We start from the raw sequence: 18,368 nt of genomic DNA, 5'->3' as shown, positions 1-18,368 counted from the left end.
ATTTAAACTCTTGTTTTGTTCTGAACTTCCTTCCAACCCACGGCTAAGCCTGTGTCGTAACGAAGATCAATATAATCTATTGTTTGCCCACTCTTTTCGTGGGATTTAATTTCTGAATATGCATCCAAAAATCGTTGAATTCTCTGTACTCGGTTTTCTCGCCCTAAGTTAAGAGTTACACCATCATCCAAGGTGAGTTGCCATGAGTAACGTTCTGATAGCATCACTTCATCAATTCGAATTTCGTCATATTCAAGCAATTTGCTCAGATTAACGTAGTTCTCTAACGCCGTTTCTTCAGCACCTTCGGGACCAAAAAACGCAGGTAAATAATGCGTTACCCTGGCGATATCTGCTTGGAAAGCAACACCCTGCTTATTTATTAAAAAATCGCCATTCCAAACAGCAACTGGTGTTTGGTCTACCACATATATCTTCAATTCATTTGGCCATTTTTTTCTCACCGATACTGAGTAAACCCAAGGCAGCTCAGCAACTCGCTGTCTAACCTCATCAACATCTACCTGAAAGAAATTACCTAAATTCACGTTTTCTATTGCAACTTCAATGTCTCTTGTTTGGGTGTAGGGCATTTCACCACCAATAACCACAGACGTAACGGGGACCGATTCGTCTGCAGACATCTTTTCAACTAAGTGCCAGCACAAAGTCGCAATACTCAGAATGACCAAAGCAAAAAAGCACACACCTACCCAAAAGCCCCAGTGGACTTGGTTAGTTTGTGAATGTTCTTGTTGCTTAGTCACGCTTATTTTCTCTTCGTATCCCAATAATCAATTATCTTTCTAATGCTAATCTCGCAATGCGATCAACTAATTCAGAAAATGACAAGCCATAAACTTTGGCCGCCTTTGGCACCAATGACGTTTTCGTCATTCCCGGTACCGTATTCACTTCTAATACTTGCCATGAGCCGCTTTTATTACGCATAACATCTACACGCCCCCAACCTTTTGCCCCCAAGCACTTAAAGGCTTGCAATGCTATCGCTTGCAACTGAGATTCATCTTGCTCTGGTAAATTTGACGGACAATGATATTGCGTCGTCGTAGATTGGTACTTAGCTTCGTAATCGTAAAATGAGCGCGGTGTTTCCATGTGAATCGCTGGTAACGCCTCATTTCCTAAAATCGACACAGTATATTCAGGGCCGTCAATCCAAGCTTCTAGTAATACGGCATAGTCATAAGTAAATGCCGTCGCTAAGCTTTCCGCTAATTGTTCCGCAGATTCAGCGACAGACATGCCAATGCTTGACCCCTCATGAGCCGGCTTCACCATCACCTTGCCACCAAGTTCGTTAAGCAATGTCTCATTGTTTACCGCTTGATAATCAGCTTTATGCACCATAGCAAATGGTGCTGTTGGAATATTTGATGCCTGCAATAACTGTTTAGAACGGATCTTATCCATTGATAATGCAGAGCCCAACACATCAGAGCCTGTATAAGGTAGCCCCATAAACTCAAGAGCGCCTTGCAAGCTACCATCTTCGCCACCTCTGCCGTGAAGCGCGATAAAAACTAAATCTAAACCTAACTTAGTTAAATCAGCTAAATCGTATCCTTTAGTATCAATCAAGCTAACTTGATAACCTGCTTCTTCTAACCCGCTAGCAATCGCTGCGCCCGACAATAGGGAAATCTCTCGTTCTGCAGATGTTCCACCATATAGAACCCCAACATGAAGATTTTTCGCTTGCTGGTTATTAACCATTTGATTGGCCTCCTTGTGATAATGCTAATAAAGGATGTTCAATCAAATTTCTTGAAACAGCGCCTATATTGCCCGCGCCTTGTGTAATAACCATATCGCCATCTTGTAATTGCGCAGCTAGTAGCTCAGGCAATTTACTTGCGTCACTCACATAGATTGGTTCGATTTGACCACGTTGACGGATACTTCTTGCTAAGCTTTTGCTATCTGCTCCGGTTATATGTGCTTCACCCGCGGCATAAACATCTAACAACAGTAAGCAGTCAACTTCTGATAGAACTTCAACAAAATCTTCGTATAAATCGCGAGTACGAGAATAACGATGTGGCTGAAACACCATAACAAGGCGTTTTTCAGGCCACCCATTGCGCATTGCTTTAATCGTGGCTGCAACCTCTCTGGGGTGATGACCGTAATCATCAACCAACACCATGTTGCCTGCTTCAGTTGTTAAGTCAGCAAGTTGTTCAAAGCGTCGACCAATACCAGCAAACTTAGCTAATGCTGATTCTATTGCTTGGTCAGCCACACCTTCATCACTGGCTACTGCGATACCCGCTAAAGCATTTAACACGTTATGCTGCCCTGGTAGGTTAACCGACAATTCTAAATCGGGCATGCCTGCTCTTTCCACGGTGAAATAGCTAACGCCACCACTTTGTTGATAATTGCTGGCAACAACATCTGCATCTTGTGAAAAGCCATAGGTAATAACTTGACGCCCAATGCGCGGAAGAATTTCACGAACCACAGGGTTATCAATACAGACCACCGCTAATCCATAGAAAGGAAGGTTGTGAAGAAACTCGATGTAAGTATCTTTTAACTTCTCAAAGTCACCTTGGTATGTTTCCATATGATCTTCATCAATATTAGTAACGACAGCGACCATAGGTTGTAGATGAAGAAACGAAGCATCACTTTCATCAGCTTCGGCAATTAAATAACGACTTGTTCCTAAGCGTGCATTTGTACCCGCGCTGTTTAGCAAACCTCCAATAACAAAAGTAGGATCTAACTGTCCTTCAGCAAAAATACTGGCAATTAAACTTGTCGTTGTCGTTTTACCGTGTGTGCCAGCGACAGCAACACCATGTCTAAATCGCATTAATTCTGCGAGCATTTCCGCGCGCCTGACGATAGGAATTCGTTGTTCACGTGCCGCAATAATTTCGGGATTTTCATGATCAATCGCCGAAGAAACAACAATGACGCTTGCGCCAGATATGTTCTCACTAGCATGACCAATAGTCACCTTGGCACCCAATTTACGAAGGCGCTTAACCACTTGGTTTTCACCAATATCAGAGCCCGTTATTGCATACCCTTCATTCAATAGCACTTCAGCAATGCCCCCCATGCCAGCGCCACCAATACCAACAAAATGGATTGATTTAACTCTGCGCATTTCTGGCACTTTTATCGGTGCGCCCACTTTACTCTTGATGTCACTACTCATTATTGAACATACTCCTGACATATTTGAGCAACGCGCTCTGTAGCATCTTTGTGTGCTGCTTGTTGTGCAGCATTTGCCATCGCGTTTAAATTAATTTGTGAACTTAATAAGCTGTTTAGCATTTGTGCCAACGATGTACCGTTAAATTCATGTTGTTTGATTAGTTTCGCCGCACCTCGGTCAACTAAATACATTGCATTCCGTGTTTGATGGTCATCTACCGCATGAGGCAGAGGCACAAAAATCGCTGGTTTTCCTGCCATCGCAAGTTCAGAAACCGTTAAAGCCCCAGCTCGACAAATAACAACATCAGCCCATTGATAAGCAGCTGCCATATCATCAATAAACTCCGTTAACTTAACTGTTTCATCGGCAACGCCAACTTGTTGATAGTTTTCTTCAACCGAAGCTAAGTGGCCTTTTCCTGTTTGATGCCAAATCGATAGCGTTTGATTAGTCATCTGACTAATCGCTTGTGGTACAGTGTCATTTAGCACTTTTGCACCTAAACTTCCGCCAACAACAAGTAAACGAATATCGCGTGAAGTTTCATCTGATGCGCCTTTTGACTCCACAGATAAATTAAAAGCAGAACGCACAGGGTTACCTACGACTTCTTGTCGCTTTATCGATGAAAATGCATTTGGAAAAGCAGAAAGTACACGCGACGCTAAATGCGCTAAGTAGCGATTAGTCATGCCAGCCACAGCATTTTGTTCATGTAAAACAAGTGGTTTACGCATTAGCCATGCAGCAACACCACCCGGACCACTCGCGTAACCTCCCATGCCTAGCACAACATCAGGTTTGTTCTCTTTAATGACTTTGATTGATTGGCGTAAAGACGCCAACATCTTAAAAGGTAATTTCAGCCAATCAACGAGCCCCTTATTGCGAATGCCCGCAATATTTATAAATGAAATATCGTAACCATGAGCAGGGACTATATCTGCTTCCATTCGAGTTTGAGTGCCTAACCAATGGACTTCCCACCCTTTGGCTTTTAAGTTGTCTGCCACTGCAATACCTGGGAATATGTGTCCGCCAGTGCCACCAGCCATAATCAAAATTTTAGGTTGGCTCGTCATGATACTTTACGCCCCCCTTTACTGGTCGCTTGAATACTTTGCAAACGAATTTCGTGATCAATGCGCATTAATACCACCATCGCAATTGTCATGATTATCATTGAACTACCACCTGAACTTATCAGTGGCATCGTTAACCCTTTAGTCGGCACAATACCTGCGCTTGCACCAACATTTACTGCGGTTTGGAAACTAAACCAAATACCTATGGCATAGGCGAAAAAGCCTTCGAAGTACTTTTCTTTTTCTAAAGCCTTACGCCCAAGCAACAAAGCTTTCACAACTAGAGTAATGCTTAGGATTAACACTACTGAAATCCCGAAAAACCCCATTTCTTCAGCGAGTATTGCCATGACAAAGTCAGTATGGGCTTCCGGTAAATATTCTAGCTTTTGAATACTATTGCCTAACCCCTGACCAAAAAACTCGCCGCGACCGTAAGCCATCAATGATTGAGTTAGTTGATAACCTGTACCAAACGGGTCAGCCCAAGGGTCTAAAAATCCAGTTACGCGAGCCCAGCGATAAGGCGAAAAGTAAGCTAATGCGACAATAGCTGAAAGTCCGACAGTGGCTATGCTAATAAACTGCCACAACTTAGCGCCCGCCAAGAACAACAAACCAAAAGTAGTCACAAACATAACCACTACGGTACCTAAATCTGGTTGTGCTAATAGCAGCATTGCTAATACACCAAATACTACGAGAGGTTTGATGAAGCCTTTAAAGTTCTCCATCACTTCATCACGACGACGAACCATATAAGCAGCTAAATAACAGAAGAAATATAATTTTGCTGGCTCTGCTGCTTGTACCGTAATAGGGCCAATAACAATCCAGCGTTGCGAGCCATTTACTGTACGGCCAATAATGAGTACCAATACCAATAAAACGATAGCTGACATCAACAATAAGCCACTGTATTGTTGCCACTTGCTCATTGGAATTTGCATAACAACGGCAGCAATACACACGCTGATAACGATATAAATGCTATGGCGAATGAAAAAATGAAATGGGTTATCAAACAATCTTTCGGCGACAGGCATGGATGAACTCATCACCATTACTAGGCCAATTGCGTACATCGCCATTGCCAATAATAGATAGCTGCGATCAAAGGTAGCCACATCATTAGCAGGGCTAGACACCCATTGAGGCATTTTAAAAAGTGATAATTGCTGAGCAAAGGCCATTAGCTTGCCTCCTGCATATCAGCTACTGCACGCGCGAATTGATCGCCTCGTTGCATGTAATTTTTGAACATGTCTATGCTCGCACAAGCAGGCGATAGCAATACAACATCCCCTGCTTTTGCACGTTTACTAGCGGCTCTTACGGCTTGCTCAATAGAAGTAACTTGCTCACTATTTTTCGTTAATGCCGCGATTGCAGCCCCGTCTTTACCAAGCGTCACTAGCCAGTCTACATGCTGCTCTATTGCTACTTTTAACGGAGTAAAATCTGCTCCTTTACCATCACCACCCGCAATGACAATTAATTGGTTTTCTTTACCGCCCATTGCTAAACCAGAAATAGCAGCTAATGTAGCGCCAACATTGGTGGCTTTAGAGTCGTTTATCCATTGAATGTTATCTCGACTAGGAACACGTTGACACCTGTGCTCAAGGCCAGAGAAGGAAGCAAGTGCGCTAATCACTTTGTCTAAAGGCCAACTTGCCGCTTGAGAAAGCGCTATAACCGCTAGATAGTTGGCGGCATTGTGCTTTCCAGCTAACGGCAATGATTCCATATCAATTAAATGCGTATCACCAAATGCTAACCAAGAGCGCCCGTCTTTTTCAGTAATGCCATATTCATTAAATGCAGGTGTAGAAGAGCCAAAGCTCACCACATTCTGCTTCATATTAGTTTGAGCATTATCTTGATTATAGCTTTTAGGTACCAAGGTACGTTCATCGTCTCGATTAACAAGGCAATGTTGGGCGTTGAAGTAAATTTTCTGTTTAAGCTTTTGGTAGTTTTCAATCGTTAAGTGTCTGTCTAAATGATCATCGCTAACATTTAACACCGTTGCTGCTAGCGCTTTTAAACTACTAATGGTTTCTAATTGAAAGCTCGATAGTTCGAAAATAAAAAACTCAGCACCACTTTCTAATAAATCAAGTACCGGTGTACCTACATTGCCAGCAAGTTCGACTTTTATCCCGATAGACTCAGCTACTTTTGCTAAGCAGGAAACAACCGTCGACTTTCCATTTGAGCCGGTTACTGCAATGATTGGGGTGCTATTCATTCGACAAAATAGCTCGACATCGCCAACGACTTCACATTCTGCGGAAATCGCTTTTGTTAATCCGATCTTGTCTGTGTCTATGCCTGGACTAACTATCACCATATCCATGTCAGAAAGGCGCTCAAGCCCCCACTCGCCAAGAACAAGCTCAAACGTTGGAAACTCAGCACTAAAATCAGCGGGTGCAATTACCTTGTCACGGCTGTCTATAACTAAGCAAGATTCAACGCCACTGCGCTGTAAAAAGCGAACACAAGAAAGCCCTGTTAGGCCTAAACCCAACACAGCGATTTTCTTGGTTGTTAATTGCTTAATCACAGCTTGCATAGTGATAAAAATTCTTTCCTAAAATTAACGTAACTTTAAGGTGGCTAAACCCACTAGCACCAACACTAAGGAGATGATCCAAAAGCGCACGATTACACGAGGCTCTGGCCACCCTTTTAATTCATAGTGATGATGAATTGGCGCCATACGAAAAATTCGCTGGCCCCTTAACTTGTATGATCCTACCTGTAAAATCACAGATACAGTTTCCATCACGAATACCCCACCCATGATGAACAACACAAATTCCTGTCTTACTAAAACAGCAATGACACCAAGGGCAGCGCCTAAGGCAAGAGAACCAACATCGCCCATAAACACTTGCGCCGGATAGGTGTTAAACCACAAAAAGCCCAAACCAGCACCAACGATGGCGGTACAAACCACCACCAATTCACTGGTTAAGGGAATGTAAGGAATATTGAGGTATTCAGAAAAATTAACGTTACCCGTTACATAGGCGAATATGGCAAAAGCTGCTGCCACCATAATAGTCGGCACGATAGCAAGTCCGTCTAAACCATCGGTTAGGTTTACTGCATTACTGGTACCAACGATAACGAAATAACAAAGTAATATGTACATGACACCCAATTGCGGCAATACATCTTTAACAAATGGGATCACTAATGCCGTTTCTTCAGGTTGCTGTGCACTGGCGTAAAGAAAGAATGCAGTGCCTAAGCCAATAACGGTTTGCCAAAAATACTTCCAACGAGCAATCAAGCCTTTCGAATCTTTGCGAATGACTTTGCGGTAATCATCAACAAAACCGATTGCACCAAAACTTACAACGATAAATAGAACCGTTAATACATAGCGATTAGTTAGATCGCCCCACAGCAACACACTAAATACAATTGAGCCTAAAATCAGTAAGCCGCCCATCGTAGGCGTACCAGATTTAGACAAATGACTTTCTGGGCCATCGTCGCGAACTGTTTGACCAATTTGCATACGCTGTAAAGCACGGATCAGTTTAGGACCAAAATATAGCGATACACCCAATGCCGTTAACGTAGAAACGATCGCTCTAAACGTTAAGTAAGAGAATACGTTAAAGGGTGAAAAGTACTGGATTAAGTACTCGCTAAGCCAAAGTAACATTAAGCAATTTCCTCGTGGTGTTGGCTATTACGCCATTGAATAATTTCCTGTACCACAAGTTCCATGCGGGCACTACGTGAGCCTTTAACTAAAATAGAGACTTGCTGATTTTCATCAGTCAACATGGTTTGTAAATGCGCGACTAACGCATCTCGTTCACTAAAATGCTTCGCGTGATTAGTGTTGCGAGCAGAAAAAGCATCGCTCGCACTTTGGCTTAACACACCAATCGTGAGTAATTCATCAATACCTTTTCCAGCGGCGTAATCGCCCACTTCTTGATGGTAGCCACGTGCATTCTCACCTAGCTCCCCCATATCACCTAAAATTAGGATACGGCGTCCAGGGTAATTAGATAATAAATCGCTCGCCGCTTTGATCGACTCAACATTAGCATTATAGGTATCGTCAATCAGTTTAAAATTGTCACCCAATTGATGAAGATTTAATCGGCCTTTAACCGCGGCCATCTCCAATAAACCAAGACGAATATCATCTAAGCTTGCGCCAAATTCTAGCGCAATAGTTGCCGCCGCCACCGCATTGCACACATTATGTCTGCCAGGTACGGTTAGCTCGATAAAGCTTTTGCCAATAGGGGTATTAAGCGAAAATGCTGCACAGCCATTATCGTCTAATACAACATCAGTGCTGTAACAATCGGCCTCGTTGTAACACGAGAAGGTTTTGACATTTTTATCGACTAAACGCCATTGCCATTTATTGGCAAATTTACAATCTTTGTTATAAAGAGCGACACCACCTTCAGGTAAACCTTCGTATATTTCACCCTTGGCACGAGCAACGCCACATAAATCACCAAATCCTTCTAAATGAGCAGCTGCGATATTATTGATAACCGCAACATCGGGCTTAGTTAATCCCGAAGTGTAAGCTATTTCACCTTTGTGATTTGCGCCCATTTCAATCACAGCGAAGTCATGATCTTGCTCTAATCGAAGCAAAGTTAAAGGCACACCAATATCATTGTTAAAGTTGCCAGCAGTGAATAGAACCTTGCCTAGTCGAGTCAAAATAGCAGCGACCATTTCTTTCACCGTTGTTTTACCACTGCTGCCGGTAATACCTACCGTTTTAGGTGCAACTTTGGCTTTAACATAAGCACCAGCTAACCCTAAAGCTTTATGAGTGTCTTCAACGACTATTTGCGCGATATTCGCGTCCGATTGATGTTCAACTATCACAGCCGCACAACCAAGTTCTTGTGCTTGTTGAACAAATTTATGACCGTCAAAATTTGCACCGCGCAATGCTAAAAATACATCTCCATTTTTTAAATGGCGGCTATCAGTACTAATGTGATGAATCACTTGTTCTTCACCGATAAGCGTGCCATTTACAGCTTGTGCGAGTTCTGACAGATGTAACGGGATCATTGCCCTGTACCTTTGTTATAGTGCGAAGCAACCACTTCGCGTTCGTTATAATGAATTTTTTGATCAGCAATTTCGATGTAATCTTCATGGCCTTTGCCAGCAAGAACAACAACATCATTTGTTTTCGCTTGGGTAAGTGCAGCAATGACCGCCTGCTGACGCGCTAGCATTACTGTCACTTTTTCAGGTTGTTGGCAGCCCTTCAAAATATCTTCAGCGATAGCTTCAGGTGATTCGTTTCTCGGGTTGTCATTAGTTACAATTAGCTTGTCCGCTAACTTCTCAGCAATAGCGCCCATTTGAGGTCGCTTGCCTTTATCTCTATTTCCGCCACAACCAAATACCACCCAAAGCTCTCCTTCACAATGAAGCCTTGAAGCCTTGAGGGCATTTTCTAGCGCATCGGGAGTATGTGCATAATCAACAACAGCTAACGGCATTTCAGCATCAGAGAAAGACTCCATGCGGCCGTCAATAGCGGTAATTTGTGGGATAAGTTGTGATAACTGGTTTAACTCGATACCAGAGGTAAGTAACACACTCATTGCAGCAAGCAGATTATCGATATTAAAGCTTCCTAAAAGCGGGCTTTGAATATCAGCACTGCCTAAGTGGCTTTTTACCGTGAACTCAATACCGGCTTTACTAAAGCGCACATTTTCTGCACTCAAATAACAGGTAAGTTCTGTCGTATTAAGATTTTTGCCATACAACCACACCTTACTTGACGCTTTATAATCGTGTGACCAATCCGCTAACCATTGCTGAGCCGTTTGGTCATTACCGTTTAATATCGCCCACTGGCTATCAGATTGAGTAAACAACTCTTTTTTAGCACCGCCATACGCTTGCATCGTGCCATGGTAATCAAGATGGTCACGTGACAAATTAGTAAATACCGCAACATTGAACATCTCTGGCTTCACTCGACCTTGTGCTAAGGCGTGTGAAGAGACCTCCATTGCGACGTTTTTCACATCTTGCTCAACAAACTCGTTTAGTAGCTGATGAAGCTCTGTTGCACCTGGTGTGGTATTGGCGATAGGCTTGAGTGCCGTCAGCTTACCCGCACCATTAGTACCAATAACAGCAGAAGTAATTCCTGCTTTTTCCGATAACTGGGCAATTAGCTGGCTCGTTGTTGTTTTACCGTTAGTACCGGTAACACCTATCATTCTGCACTGACTTTGTGGCGATTGATAAAAACTTTCTGCCAATTCAAATAGCTTTTTGTTTAGCTGATAAAACGAAACAATAGGTACGGTAGTATCTAAATCGTTAAAGCTAACATCACCGTGTTCGCCTTTTACAGTAGTTTCTTTAAGTACAAGGTCGCTACCTGCTTTTAAAGCTGCATCTATATATTTAGTGCCATCTTGCAACGTGCCAATCACCGCGCAAAAGATATCGCCTGACTCTATTTGACGACTATCATTTATTAAGTTTCTCACTTTGCTCGCAAATAAGTGCGACAACGCTATATCGAATTTCGCTAACCACGTATTAATATATTGGGTTGAGGAATTATGCATCGCTATTTCCTCCTTTGCCCTTGCCAGCAACACGTGTGTGGCCATCTGGCGTAATATTAAGTAAACGAAGTGAGCCCTTCATCACACGAGAAAATACCGGTGCAGCAACTTCACCGCCATGGTACATATCGCCGCCCGGCTCATTGATAACCACAATCACAACAAGTTTAGGATCTGACACTGGCGCGACACCTGAAAACAGACCAACATAATCGTTGCCGTAGCCACCAGCTACCGCTTTAAAAGCGGTTCCTGTTTTACCACCAACGCGGTAACCATCAACTTTAGCGTTTTCTGCTTTTTGCTCGACTACCTGTTCGAGCATAGCGACAACATTTTTACTATTTTCTTCTGAGAAAATCCGCTCTTCATTCTCTAGCGGCGCATCATTTTCTCTTTTAATAATCGTTAACGGCTTTTTGATACCGCCATTACCCAATGCCGCATAAAACCTAGCCAACTGTAGCGGTGTCGCTGAAAGCCCCATACCATAAGATAAAGCAGCTATTTCAATTTTCGACCAACGCGGTCTGTCATGCATCATGCCTTGGCTTTCGCCAATTAAAGTAATACCGGTAGATTCACCAAAACCTGCTTCGAAAAACTTGTCTAGAAAGTATTCTTTAGGCAATGAGAAAGCTAACATCGAGGTGCCTAAGTTAGAAGAGTTGACCAAAATATCACTCGGTGTTTGTACACCGTGATTTCTAGGATCTCCTATTCTACGACCACCAATGCGCATCATGCGCTTACTTGTATCTATCTTACTGTCTGGCTCTATAGCGCCAAATTCTAAGGCCGACATCACAGTTAATGGCTTTAACGTCGAACCTGGCTCGTAAAAATCGGTAATAGCGCGATTACGAAGACGATGAATCGCAACATTGCTACGGTTATTTGGGTTATACGAAGGGCTGTTCACCATAGCGAGGATTTCTCCGCTATGAACATCAGCGACAATCACAGATCCTGACGCTGCTTTAAAAGCTTGCACAGCACCTTTTAATTCTCGGTAAGCTAACGCTTGAATACGTTGATCTATGCTCAGCATAAGATCTTTTGGCGGCGCAGCATCTACTGTTTCTAATACTTCGATGCGGTTACCTTTGGCATCTTTACGGTAACGTGTTTTACCTTGCTCACCGGTTAACAACTCGTTATAAACGCGTTCAACGCCTTCAATACCAATGTCGTCAACATCGGTAAAGCCAACCACATGTGCACTTATTTCCCCAGATGGATAAAAGCGCTTAGATTCTTTTCTTAAATAAATACCTGGGATTTTTAGTTGTTTGATGTAGTCAGCCATCGCAGGAGATACTTGACGCTCAATATAAACAAATCGGCGGCTTGGGTTTCTACTCACGCGCTCTTTTAGCACGTTAACATCTTTATCTAAAACATCTGCTAGAGCTTGCCAGTGCTCTACTTTTGCCAGCGCATTTTTTTCCATGACAACTTTTGGGTCTGCCCAAACAGTTTCAACGGGAACGCTAACGGCTAATTCTCGGCCATTTCTATCAACAATAGAGCCTCGGTGAACACGCTTTGCTGCTGTTCGCAAAGAACGTTTATCGCCTTGCTCTTTCAACATATCAGGTTCAATAACTTGAATATAAGCAGTACGCGCAACAAGCCCTAAATACACGCACGCAATCACGCCGATGACGAGATAAAATCGCCATGCAGGTGTTGCTTGTTTGTACTTACTTACTGGTTTCGCCACGGTTTACTTTAACCTTATTATTACTTCTGATTCAGCTGATGGCTTTACCATGTCGAGTAAATCTTCCGCTTTACTCTCAATGGCACTGTGTTCAGCTAAGCTATTTTGTTCTAATAGCAAGTTTCGCCATTCAATATCCAATTCATCTTTCTGACTAAGTAGCTGCTCTAGCTCACTAGTGCTTTGGCGATTCTTATGTGTGAAATAAATCACAGAGAACGCTGAAAGCAGAACCAAAACTAGCAAGAAATAAACGCCAATATTGCGTCTAATATCTCGCCATACTTCAACGACAAGATTAACCTTGCTCGTTGACATGGTTACTTCGCCAGTCTTTGTGCAACACGCATTACTGAGCTGCGTGAGCGCACATTTTGTGCAACTTCTGTTTTACTTGGCTTGGTTTTATTGCCAATTAAACTCAGTTTCTTCCCTTTATTTATCTCTTCCTCACTCACGGGTAAGCCGCGAGGCACTTGTTTACCTTGTGAGTGTTTCTTCATAAATTGCTTCACTAAGCGATCTTCTAAAGAATGGAAACTAATAACGACTAAACGGCCTTCTTCCTTGAGCACGCTTAACGATGCATTCAATGCTTTCTCAATTTGCTCCAGTTCGCTGTTGATATACATGCGGATCGCTTGGAAGCTTCTGGTAGCAGGGTGTTTTTTTATCTCTCTTTGCGGTGCAACCTTTTTGATCAGAGCAGCAAGTTCTGAGGTGCGTGTAAAAGGAGTTTCTTCGCGTGAATCAACAATAGCGTTGGCAATTTTCCACGCATGTTTTTCTTCACCAAAGGTACGAAGTACCCAAGTGATGTCTTCGACATCAGCAACTGCTAACCATTCTGCCGCTGTTTGGCCTTTAGACGTGTCCATTCGCATGTCTAATGGGCCATCGTTCATGAAACTAAATCCTCGTTCAGCTTGGTCTAACTGAGGCGAAGACACACCGAGATCAAGTAAGATGCCATCGACGTTTCCTAGCACCTGTTGTTGTTCTGCAATGGTTTCAAGTTCAGAAAATCCGCTATGAACAATAGTGAACTTAGGGTCATTCTGATATTTTTTCGCGGCTTCTATCGCGGTTGGATCTCTGTCAATGGCAATTAATCTGCCGCCTTCAGAGAGTTGAGAAAGAATAAGCCCCGAGTGGCCGCCGCGCCCAAAGGTGCCGTCGATATATATACCGTCAGCTTTGATCGCGAGTCCTGTAACTGCTTCGTCAAGCAGCACAGAAATGTGAGACTTATCTGTTTGCATCTTTTTGTACGTCGTTTTTTTAAGTTATTTTTTACAGAGCTAAATCAAGTACGCGTTCGTTGAACTCAACTTCACCTGATTGAATTTTGGCAATGCCTTGCTGCATTTGCTCTTGCCAAGCGCTCTCGCTCCATATCTCGAATTTTTTTAATTGACCAACAAGCATAATGTTCTTTTCTAAATTGGCATGTTGACGCAACGGACCATTGATTAATAAGCGACCACTCTTATCCATCTCACAGTCAGAAGCATTTCCTAAAAGCACTTGTTGTAAAATACGCTCTTGAGGATTCATGCTCGAAAGATTACATAGCTTTAATTCAATTTCTTCCCATTCGGGTAGTGGGTATAACAACAAACATGGGTGCTGAATATCGACAGTACACACCATTTTTCCTTGGCAATCAGTCAATAGCTCTTCGCGATACTTTGTCGGTATCGTGATACGATTTTTGCTATCTAACGTTATTGAACTGGTGCCGCGAAACATATTGTTGTTCTATTTGGACCCTTTTGATCCACAATTCCCCACTTTTTTCCACATTGATACAGTTTAGAAAGATATGCAAAGGTCTGTCAAGCAAAGTTTTGACAAAATGATCAGCTTGATCACTAATAAAATTAGGGCTTGTAAGGAAGTTTATGTTTTTGTGGAGTTTTGTGGATCTGACGCCCAAATTTAGCGGTAAAAATTAATTTTTTCCGCTAAATTTAGGAGAAAAGATTACCTAAGGGGTAAAAAGTTGATACTGATGTGGAGAAATGTGCAACGACACTTTTTGTCCGACACTCAACACCTCTTCACTATAAAAACTTAAACCTGAAAACGATAGCTCGTCGGCGAGTTGCTGATTATTCAAACTGCTAAGCAGATAATGAAAGCCTTGTTCAGTTGCGCTGATTAAATCAACCTGACAGTTCTTTTCACCAGATTCGTCTAATGATAACACATTGGGCTTGACTAATAATTGCTGTTGCTCATCTTGTGAGTTTTCACTCGAACTCAGCTTTTCATTAGCCAAAGCTCCCAAAGCTGTTACCCATGACTGTTCTTTTTTAACAACAGGCAACCAACTGCCGATTTGTAAGAAGTCGGCCACCTGCCAATTAGCTGGCTGAGCAAAAATTTCAGCAGGCGTTCCCACTTGCAAGAGTTTACCTTGATGAAGTACCGCCATTTTGTCGGCAAAGGTAAATACCTCATCTTTATTGTGCGTGACAAAAATAGCGCTCATACCCAAGCTTTTTAATAATTGACGCAATTCCAACATTAAAGCGTTTCGCAAACGCGCATCAATATTCGAAAAAGGTTCATCTAATAATAGTACTTTCGGTTGTACAGCTAAGGCGCGTGCAATCGCCACTCGCTGTTGCTGCCCGCCCGATAACTCATGTGGAAATCGTTTTACATAAGGTGTTAATTCAAATAACTCTAAAAGGGGTTGAATGCGTTGTCTTTGCGTTGCTTTTGCCAGTCGCTGAATGCCAAAAGCAATATTTTGCTCAACCGATAAATGTGGGAAAAGCGCATAGTCTTGAAATATCACCCCCAGCTGACGCTTCTCTGCCGGAATTTGTCGCTTAGGCGTTATTGTTTCTTGCTCAGCAATACTAATGCTGCCTGACGCCATATCAACAAAGCCCGCGATAGCATTCAGTAATGTTGTTTTGCCGCAGCCACTGGGTCCAACTAAACCAAGAATATCACCTGCATTCATAGTAAAACTAACACCGGACAAAATAGTCTTGCTTTGTAATTCTACTGACAAGTTGTCGATGGCAATGATTTGCTTCACGCTTTGCTCTCTTCTTTATTCAATACGAGTATTGGAATTAATCCAAAGGCGACAATAAGTAACGCCCCAATAGCACTTTGCTCAAGCTGCTCATCGGCTATCATTTGATAAATAAACGTACTTAAGGTGTCAAAATTAAAAGGTCTTAATAACAATACTGCAGGCAACTCTTTCATTGCTTCGACAAAGACCAACAACCAAGCAACAAATATCGATTTCTTCAGCAACGGCAAATGTACTTTTGCGATTGTCCGCAACTTACCAATCCCTAGGCTTGCCGGAGCATTATCCAATGAATGTGGAATTTGCTCAATCCCACTAGAAATTGTGCCATTTGCAATCGCACCAAAACGCACGATAAGCGCAAAAACAATCGCGAAAATGGTGCCAGACAGGATAAGACCTGGTGTTGGTAAATTTACCGATTCGATAATGTCATTGAGCCAATTATCTAATGGCCCAAAAGTGGCAAGCATCGCCATCGCTAACACGGTACCAGGAATTGCGTAACCAAAACTAGTTACTCTCAATGGCCATATCCGTCCTTTTACATTGGTTAACCTTTGGTACAGGACAAAGCTAATGGCAAAAAGTGTCGCAAATGACGCAGTATAAAAAGCGACTTCTAAACTATTAATGCCAGCCTGAGTTAGCGACTCAATTAAACTGCTATCCCAATAGCGCCAAGTCATGTCCAGTAATATGCCAGCGGGCAATAAGAATCCGCAAATAGCAAGAATAGAACAATAAACAAAAGCCAATATTTGTTGTGCTTTACTTAATGAAACAACAAATTGTGTTTGCGAGTTTCTGCCAGATGATACTCTTTTACTTGCTCTAGCTCTTTGCTCAATGACAACAGCGAACAAAACAAACAACAACAAAATACTAGCAATACCATTGGCGGTTGCTAACTCATTATACTCCAACCAAGTATCGTAAATAGCAGTAGTTAACGTATTAACGGCAAAGTACTGCACCGTTGCAAAGTCAGCCAGAGTTTCCATAAGCACTAAGCTCGAAGATATCGCCATAGCCGGGATGGCTAACGGTAGTGATATTTGCCACAAACACTTTGCCGGCGACTTACCTAAGCTTCTTCCTGCTTGAATCAGCTTGTCATCTTGAAGTTCTAGCGTTGTTCTCACCAACATAAAAACATAAGGAAATAAGACAAGAGCGATCATGATAGACGCACCTGTTAGCGAGCGAATATCAAAGAACCAATAATCAGCGGCAGATTGCCACTCAAATGCTTGTCTTAATGCTCTTTGGACTGGGCCTGCGTAATCAAATAAATCAGTATAAATATAGGCAATAACGTAGGCCGGCATTGCCAGTGGTAGCAACAACAACCATCGAAAATACTTAGCGCCGATTAAGTTTGTTTTGCTGACTAATACCGCACTTGGTACACCAAAAAGCAAGGAAAGGCATACAACTTGAAAACCGAGTTGTAAAGAGTTTTGAATATAATCGGGCAGAACCGTTTGCCATAAGTGGCTTAATGTATCGGTAGACGCAAATACACCTGAAGACACCATAACTAACACTGGCGCTAATAGCGCCAGTGCAATTATCCAGGTGATGAAAGACCACCCTTTATGGTTCGAAGAACCTAAGTTATAAAAGCGAGTTATCACAAATCAAATTTAGCTTGGTCAATTAATTTAATCGCTGCTTTACGGTGTTTAGCAATGGTTTCAAGCGGTAAATTATCGGCTTTGAATTCACCCCAAGAAGCGACTAGCGTTGACGCTGGAACACCTTCACGCACAGGGTACTCCATGTTCGTTTCTGCGTACATTTGCTGTGCTTTCTCAGATACTAAAAACTCCATCAGTGCTTTCGCATTTGCTTGATGTGGCGCGTGTTTAGCCATAGCTACACCAGAAATATTTACGTGAGCACCGCGGTTATCTTGGTTAGGGAAATTGATGTTAACACCATCAGCCCATACCTTTTGTTCGGCATTGGTTAACATTTTACCGAAGTAGTAACTGTTACCTAGACTAACATCACACAAGTTTTGGTGAATAGCTTGTACTTGCCCACGATCGTTGCCTTGTGGTTTACGGGCTAAATTCGCTTTAACTCCTTGTAACCATTTTAAGGTATCAGCTTCGCCATGAGCAGCAATCATCGAAGATACTAACGCAACTGTATATGGGTGCTTGCCACTGCGGGTACACACTTTACCTTTAAATTTAGGGTCTGCTAAATCCTCGTAGCTAATGTTTTGTTCGCCTAAACGTTTTGCCGTGTAGATATTACGCACACGTGTTGTTAAGCCAAACCAAGTATTGTCGTCTGATTGGTATCGAGCTGGTACTGCGTCTTCTAAAACACTAGATTCAACCACTTGCAATAAATCGCGGTCATGTAATTCTACTAAGCGGCTAATATCGGTCGTTAATAAGATATCAGCTGGGCTATGCTTTCCTTCTCGAGCTAAACGTTCTGCCATACCTTTTTTAGCAAAGACAACATTAACTTTAATGCCAGTTTGTTTGGTAAATACATCAAATAAAGGCTTAACTAGGTTAGCTTGACGGTAAGAGTAAACGTTAACTTCTTCTGCTGCGCTTGCTACGGCAGGAATAGATAAACAGCCCGCTAATAAGCTGCATAATAGTGATTTTTTTAACATAGCAATTCCGAATTTATTTTTGTGCGAATA

General features: G+C 42.4%; 16 protein-coding genes. All 16 read right to left on the bottom strand.

The annotated features are described in order from the left end of the window. Positions 1-2 precede the first annotated feature (2 nt). The gene (locus tag ACOB80_RS00280) at positions 3-767 is read right to left on the bottom strand and encodes a cell division protein FtsQ/DivIB (RefSeq protein WP_473163792.1); all 765 of its coding nucleotides are present in this window, start codon (positions 765-767) and stop codon (positions 3-5) included. A 31-nt stretch (positions 768-798) separates the two neighbouring features. Then, positions 799-1,737 carry a D-alanine--D-alanine ligase gene (locus ACOB80_RS00275; RefSeq protein ID WP_473163791.1) on the bottom strand — a complete coding sequence of 313 codons (939 nt, stop codon included), beginning with the start codon at positions 1,735-1,737 and terminating at the stop codon, positions 799-801. Continuing rightward, positions 1,730-3,196 carry a UDP-N-acetylmuramate--L-alanine ligase gene (gene murC / locus ACOB80_RS00270; RefSeq protein ID WP_473163790.1) on the bottom strand — a complete coding sequence of 489 codons (1,467 nt, stop codon included), beginning with the start codon at positions 3,194-3,196 and terminating at the stop codon, positions 1,730-1,732. Before murC ends, ACOB80_RS00275 begins: the two co-directional genes overlap by 8 nt. Continuing rightward, positions 3,196-4,284: an undecaprenyldiphospho-muramoylpentapeptide beta-N-acetylglucosaminyltransferase gene (gene murG, locus ACOB80_RS00265; RefSeq protein WP_473163789.1), complete on the bottom strand. Its 1,089-nt coding sequence runs from the start codon at positions 4,282-4,284 to the stop codon at positions 3,196-3,198. The genes murC and murG overlap by 1 nt, the downstream gene beginning before the upstream one ends. Further along, a complete protein-coding gene (gene ftsW, locus ACOB80_RS00260) occupies positions 4,281-5,447 on the bottom strand; it encodes a cell division protein FtsW (protein ID WP_473164770.1) in 1,167 nt (388 codons plus the stop codon). Before ftsW ends, murG begins: the two co-directional genes overlap by 4 nt. A 32-nt stretch (positions 5,448-5,479) precedes the next feature. Further along, positions 5,480-6,868 (bottom strand): UDP-N-acetylmuramoyl-L-alanine--D-glutamate ligase, encoded by a 1,389-nt coding sequence (gene murD / locus ACOB80_RS00255; protein ID WP_473163788.1) that lies wholly within the window; start codon positions 6,866-6,868, stop codon positions 5,480-5,482. A 24-nt stretch (positions 6,869-6,892) separates the two neighbouring features. Next, a complete protein-coding gene (gene mraY / locus ACOB80_RS00250) occupies positions 6,893-7,975 on the bottom strand; it encodes a phospho-N-acetylmuramoyl-pentapeptide-transferase (protein WP_473163787.1) in 1,083 nt (360 codons plus the stop codon). Further along, positions 7,975-9,372 carry a UDP-N-acetylmuramoyl-tripeptide--D-alanyl-D-alanine ligase gene (locus ACOB80_RS00245; protein ID WP_473163786.1) on the bottom strand — a complete coding sequence of 466 codons (1,398 nt, stop codon included), beginning with the start codon at positions 9,370-9,372 and terminating at the stop codon, positions 7,975-7,977. Before ACOB80_RS00245 ends, mraY begins: the two co-directional genes overlap by 1 nt. Beyond that, complete coding sequence (locus ACOB80_RS00240; protein WP_473163785.1) at positions 9,369-10,904, bottom strand: UDP-N-acetylmuramoyl-L-alanyl-D-glutamate--2,6-diaminopimelate ligase; 1,536 nt, start codon at positions 10,902-10,904, stop codon at positions 9,369-9,371. Before ACOB80_RS00240 ends, ACOB80_RS00245 begins: the two co-directional genes overlap by 4 nt. After that, a complete protein-coding gene (locus ACOB80_RS00235) occupies positions 10,897-12,630 on the bottom strand; it encodes a peptidoglycan D,D-transpeptidase FtsI family protein (RefSeq protein WP_473163784.1) in 1,734 nt (577 codons plus the stop codon). Before ACOB80_RS00235 ends, ACOB80_RS00240 begins: the two co-directional genes overlap by 8 nt. Positions 12,631-12,633: 3 nt before the next feature. Beyond that, positions 12,634-12,948: a cell division protein FtsL gene (gene ftsL, locus ACOB80_RS00230; RefSeq protein ID WP_473163783.1), complete on the bottom strand. Its 315-nt coding sequence runs from the start codon at positions 12,946-12,948 to the stop codon at positions 12,634-12,636. Between the two features lie 2 nt (positions 12,949-12,950). Further along, positions 12,951-13,892, bottom strand: coding sequence for a 16S rRNA (cytosine(1402)-N(4))-methyltransferase RsmH (gene rsmH, locus ACOB80_RS00225; RefSeq protein ID WP_473163782.1), 942 nt, complete (start codon positions 13,890-13,892; stop codon positions 12,951-12,953). 31 nt (positions 13,893-13,923) lie between these two features. Then, a complete protein-coding gene (gene mraZ / locus ACOB80_RS00220; RefSeq protein ID WP_473163781.1) occupies positions 13,924-14,382 on the bottom strand; it encodes a division/cell wall cluster transcriptional repressor MraZ in 459 nt (152 codons plus the stop codon). Between the two features lie 238 nt (positions 14,383-14,620). Beyond that, positions 14,621-15,688 (bottom strand): ABC transporter ATP-binding protein, encoded by a 1,068-nt coding sequence (locus ACOB80_RS00215; RefSeq protein WP_473163780.1) that lies wholly within the window; start codon positions 15,686-15,688, stop codon positions 14,621-14,623. Then, on the bottom strand, positions 15,685-17,331 hold the full coding sequence (locus ACOB80_RS00210) for an ABC transporter permease (protein ID WP_473163779.1): 1,647 nt from the start codon (positions 17,329-17,331) through the stop codon (positions 15,685-15,687). The genes ACOB80_RS00215 and ACOB80_RS00210 overlap by 4 nt, the downstream gene beginning before the upstream one ends. Continuing rightward, complete coding sequence (locus ACOB80_RS00205; RefSeq protein WP_473163778.1) at positions 17,328-18,338, bottom strand: Fe(3+) ABC transporter substrate-binding protein; 1,011 nt, start codon at positions 18,336-18,338, stop codon at positions 17,328-17,330. Before ACOB80_RS00205 ends, ACOB80_RS00210 begins: the two co-directional genes overlap by 4 nt. Between the last annotated feature and the right edge of the window lie 30 nt (positions 18,339-18,368).

The organism is Thalassotalea coralli, from assembly GCF_055786205.1.
Note: the sequence above shows the minus strand (reverse complement) of the source record. Positions and strands in the feature narration are given on the sequence as shown.

Excerpts from the sequence above, each read along its gene's own strand:
- ACOB80_RS00275 (WP_473163791.1), bottom strand. The coding sequence starts at position 1,737 with ATGGTTAATAACCAGCAAGCGAAAAATCTTCATGTTGGGGTTCTATAT.
- murC (WP_473163790.1), bottom strand. The coding sequence starts at position 3,196 with ATGAGTAGTGACATCAAGAGTAAAGTGGGCGCACCGATAAAAGTGCCA.
- murG (WP_473163789.1), bottom strand. The coding sequence starts at position 4,284 with ATGACGAGCCAACCTAAAATTTTGATTATGGCTGGTGGCACTGGCGGA.
- ftsW (WP_473164770.1), bottom strand. The coding sequence starts at position 5,447 with ATGCCTCAATGGGTGTCTAGCCCTGCTAATGATGTGGCTACCTTTGAT.
- murD (WP_473163788.1), bottom strand. The coding sequence starts at position 6,868 with ATGCAAGCTGTGATTAAGCAATTAACAACCAAGAAAATCGCTGTGTTG.
- mraY (WP_473163787.1), bottom strand. The coding sequence starts at position 7,975 with ATGTTACTTTGGCTTAGCGAGTACTTAATCCAGTACTTTTCACCCTTT.
- ACOB80_RS00245 (WP_473163786.1), bottom strand. The coding sequence starts at position 9,372 with ATGATCCCGTTACATCTGTCAGAACTCGCACAAGCTGTAAATGGCACG.
- ACOB80_RS00240 (WP_473163785.1), bottom strand. The coding sequence starts at position 10,904 with ATGCATAATTCCTCAACCCAATATATTAATACGTGGTTAGCGAAATTC.
- ftsL (WP_473163783.1), bottom strand. The coding sequence starts at position 12,948 with ATGTCAACGAGCAAGGTTAATCTTGTCGTTGAAGTATGGCGAGATATT.
- rsmH (WP_473163782.1), bottom strand. The coding sequence starts at position 13,892 with ATGCAAACAGATAAGTCTCACATTTCTGTGCTGCTTGACGAAGCAGTT.
- mraZ (WP_473163781.1), bottom strand. The coding sequence starts at position 14,382 with ATGTTTCGCGGCACCAGTTCAATAACGTTAGATAGCAAAAATCGTATC.
- ACOB80_RS00205 (WP_473163778.1), bottom strand. The coding sequence starts at position 18,338 with ATGTTAAAAAAATCACTATTATGCAGCTTATTAGCGGGCTGTTTATCT.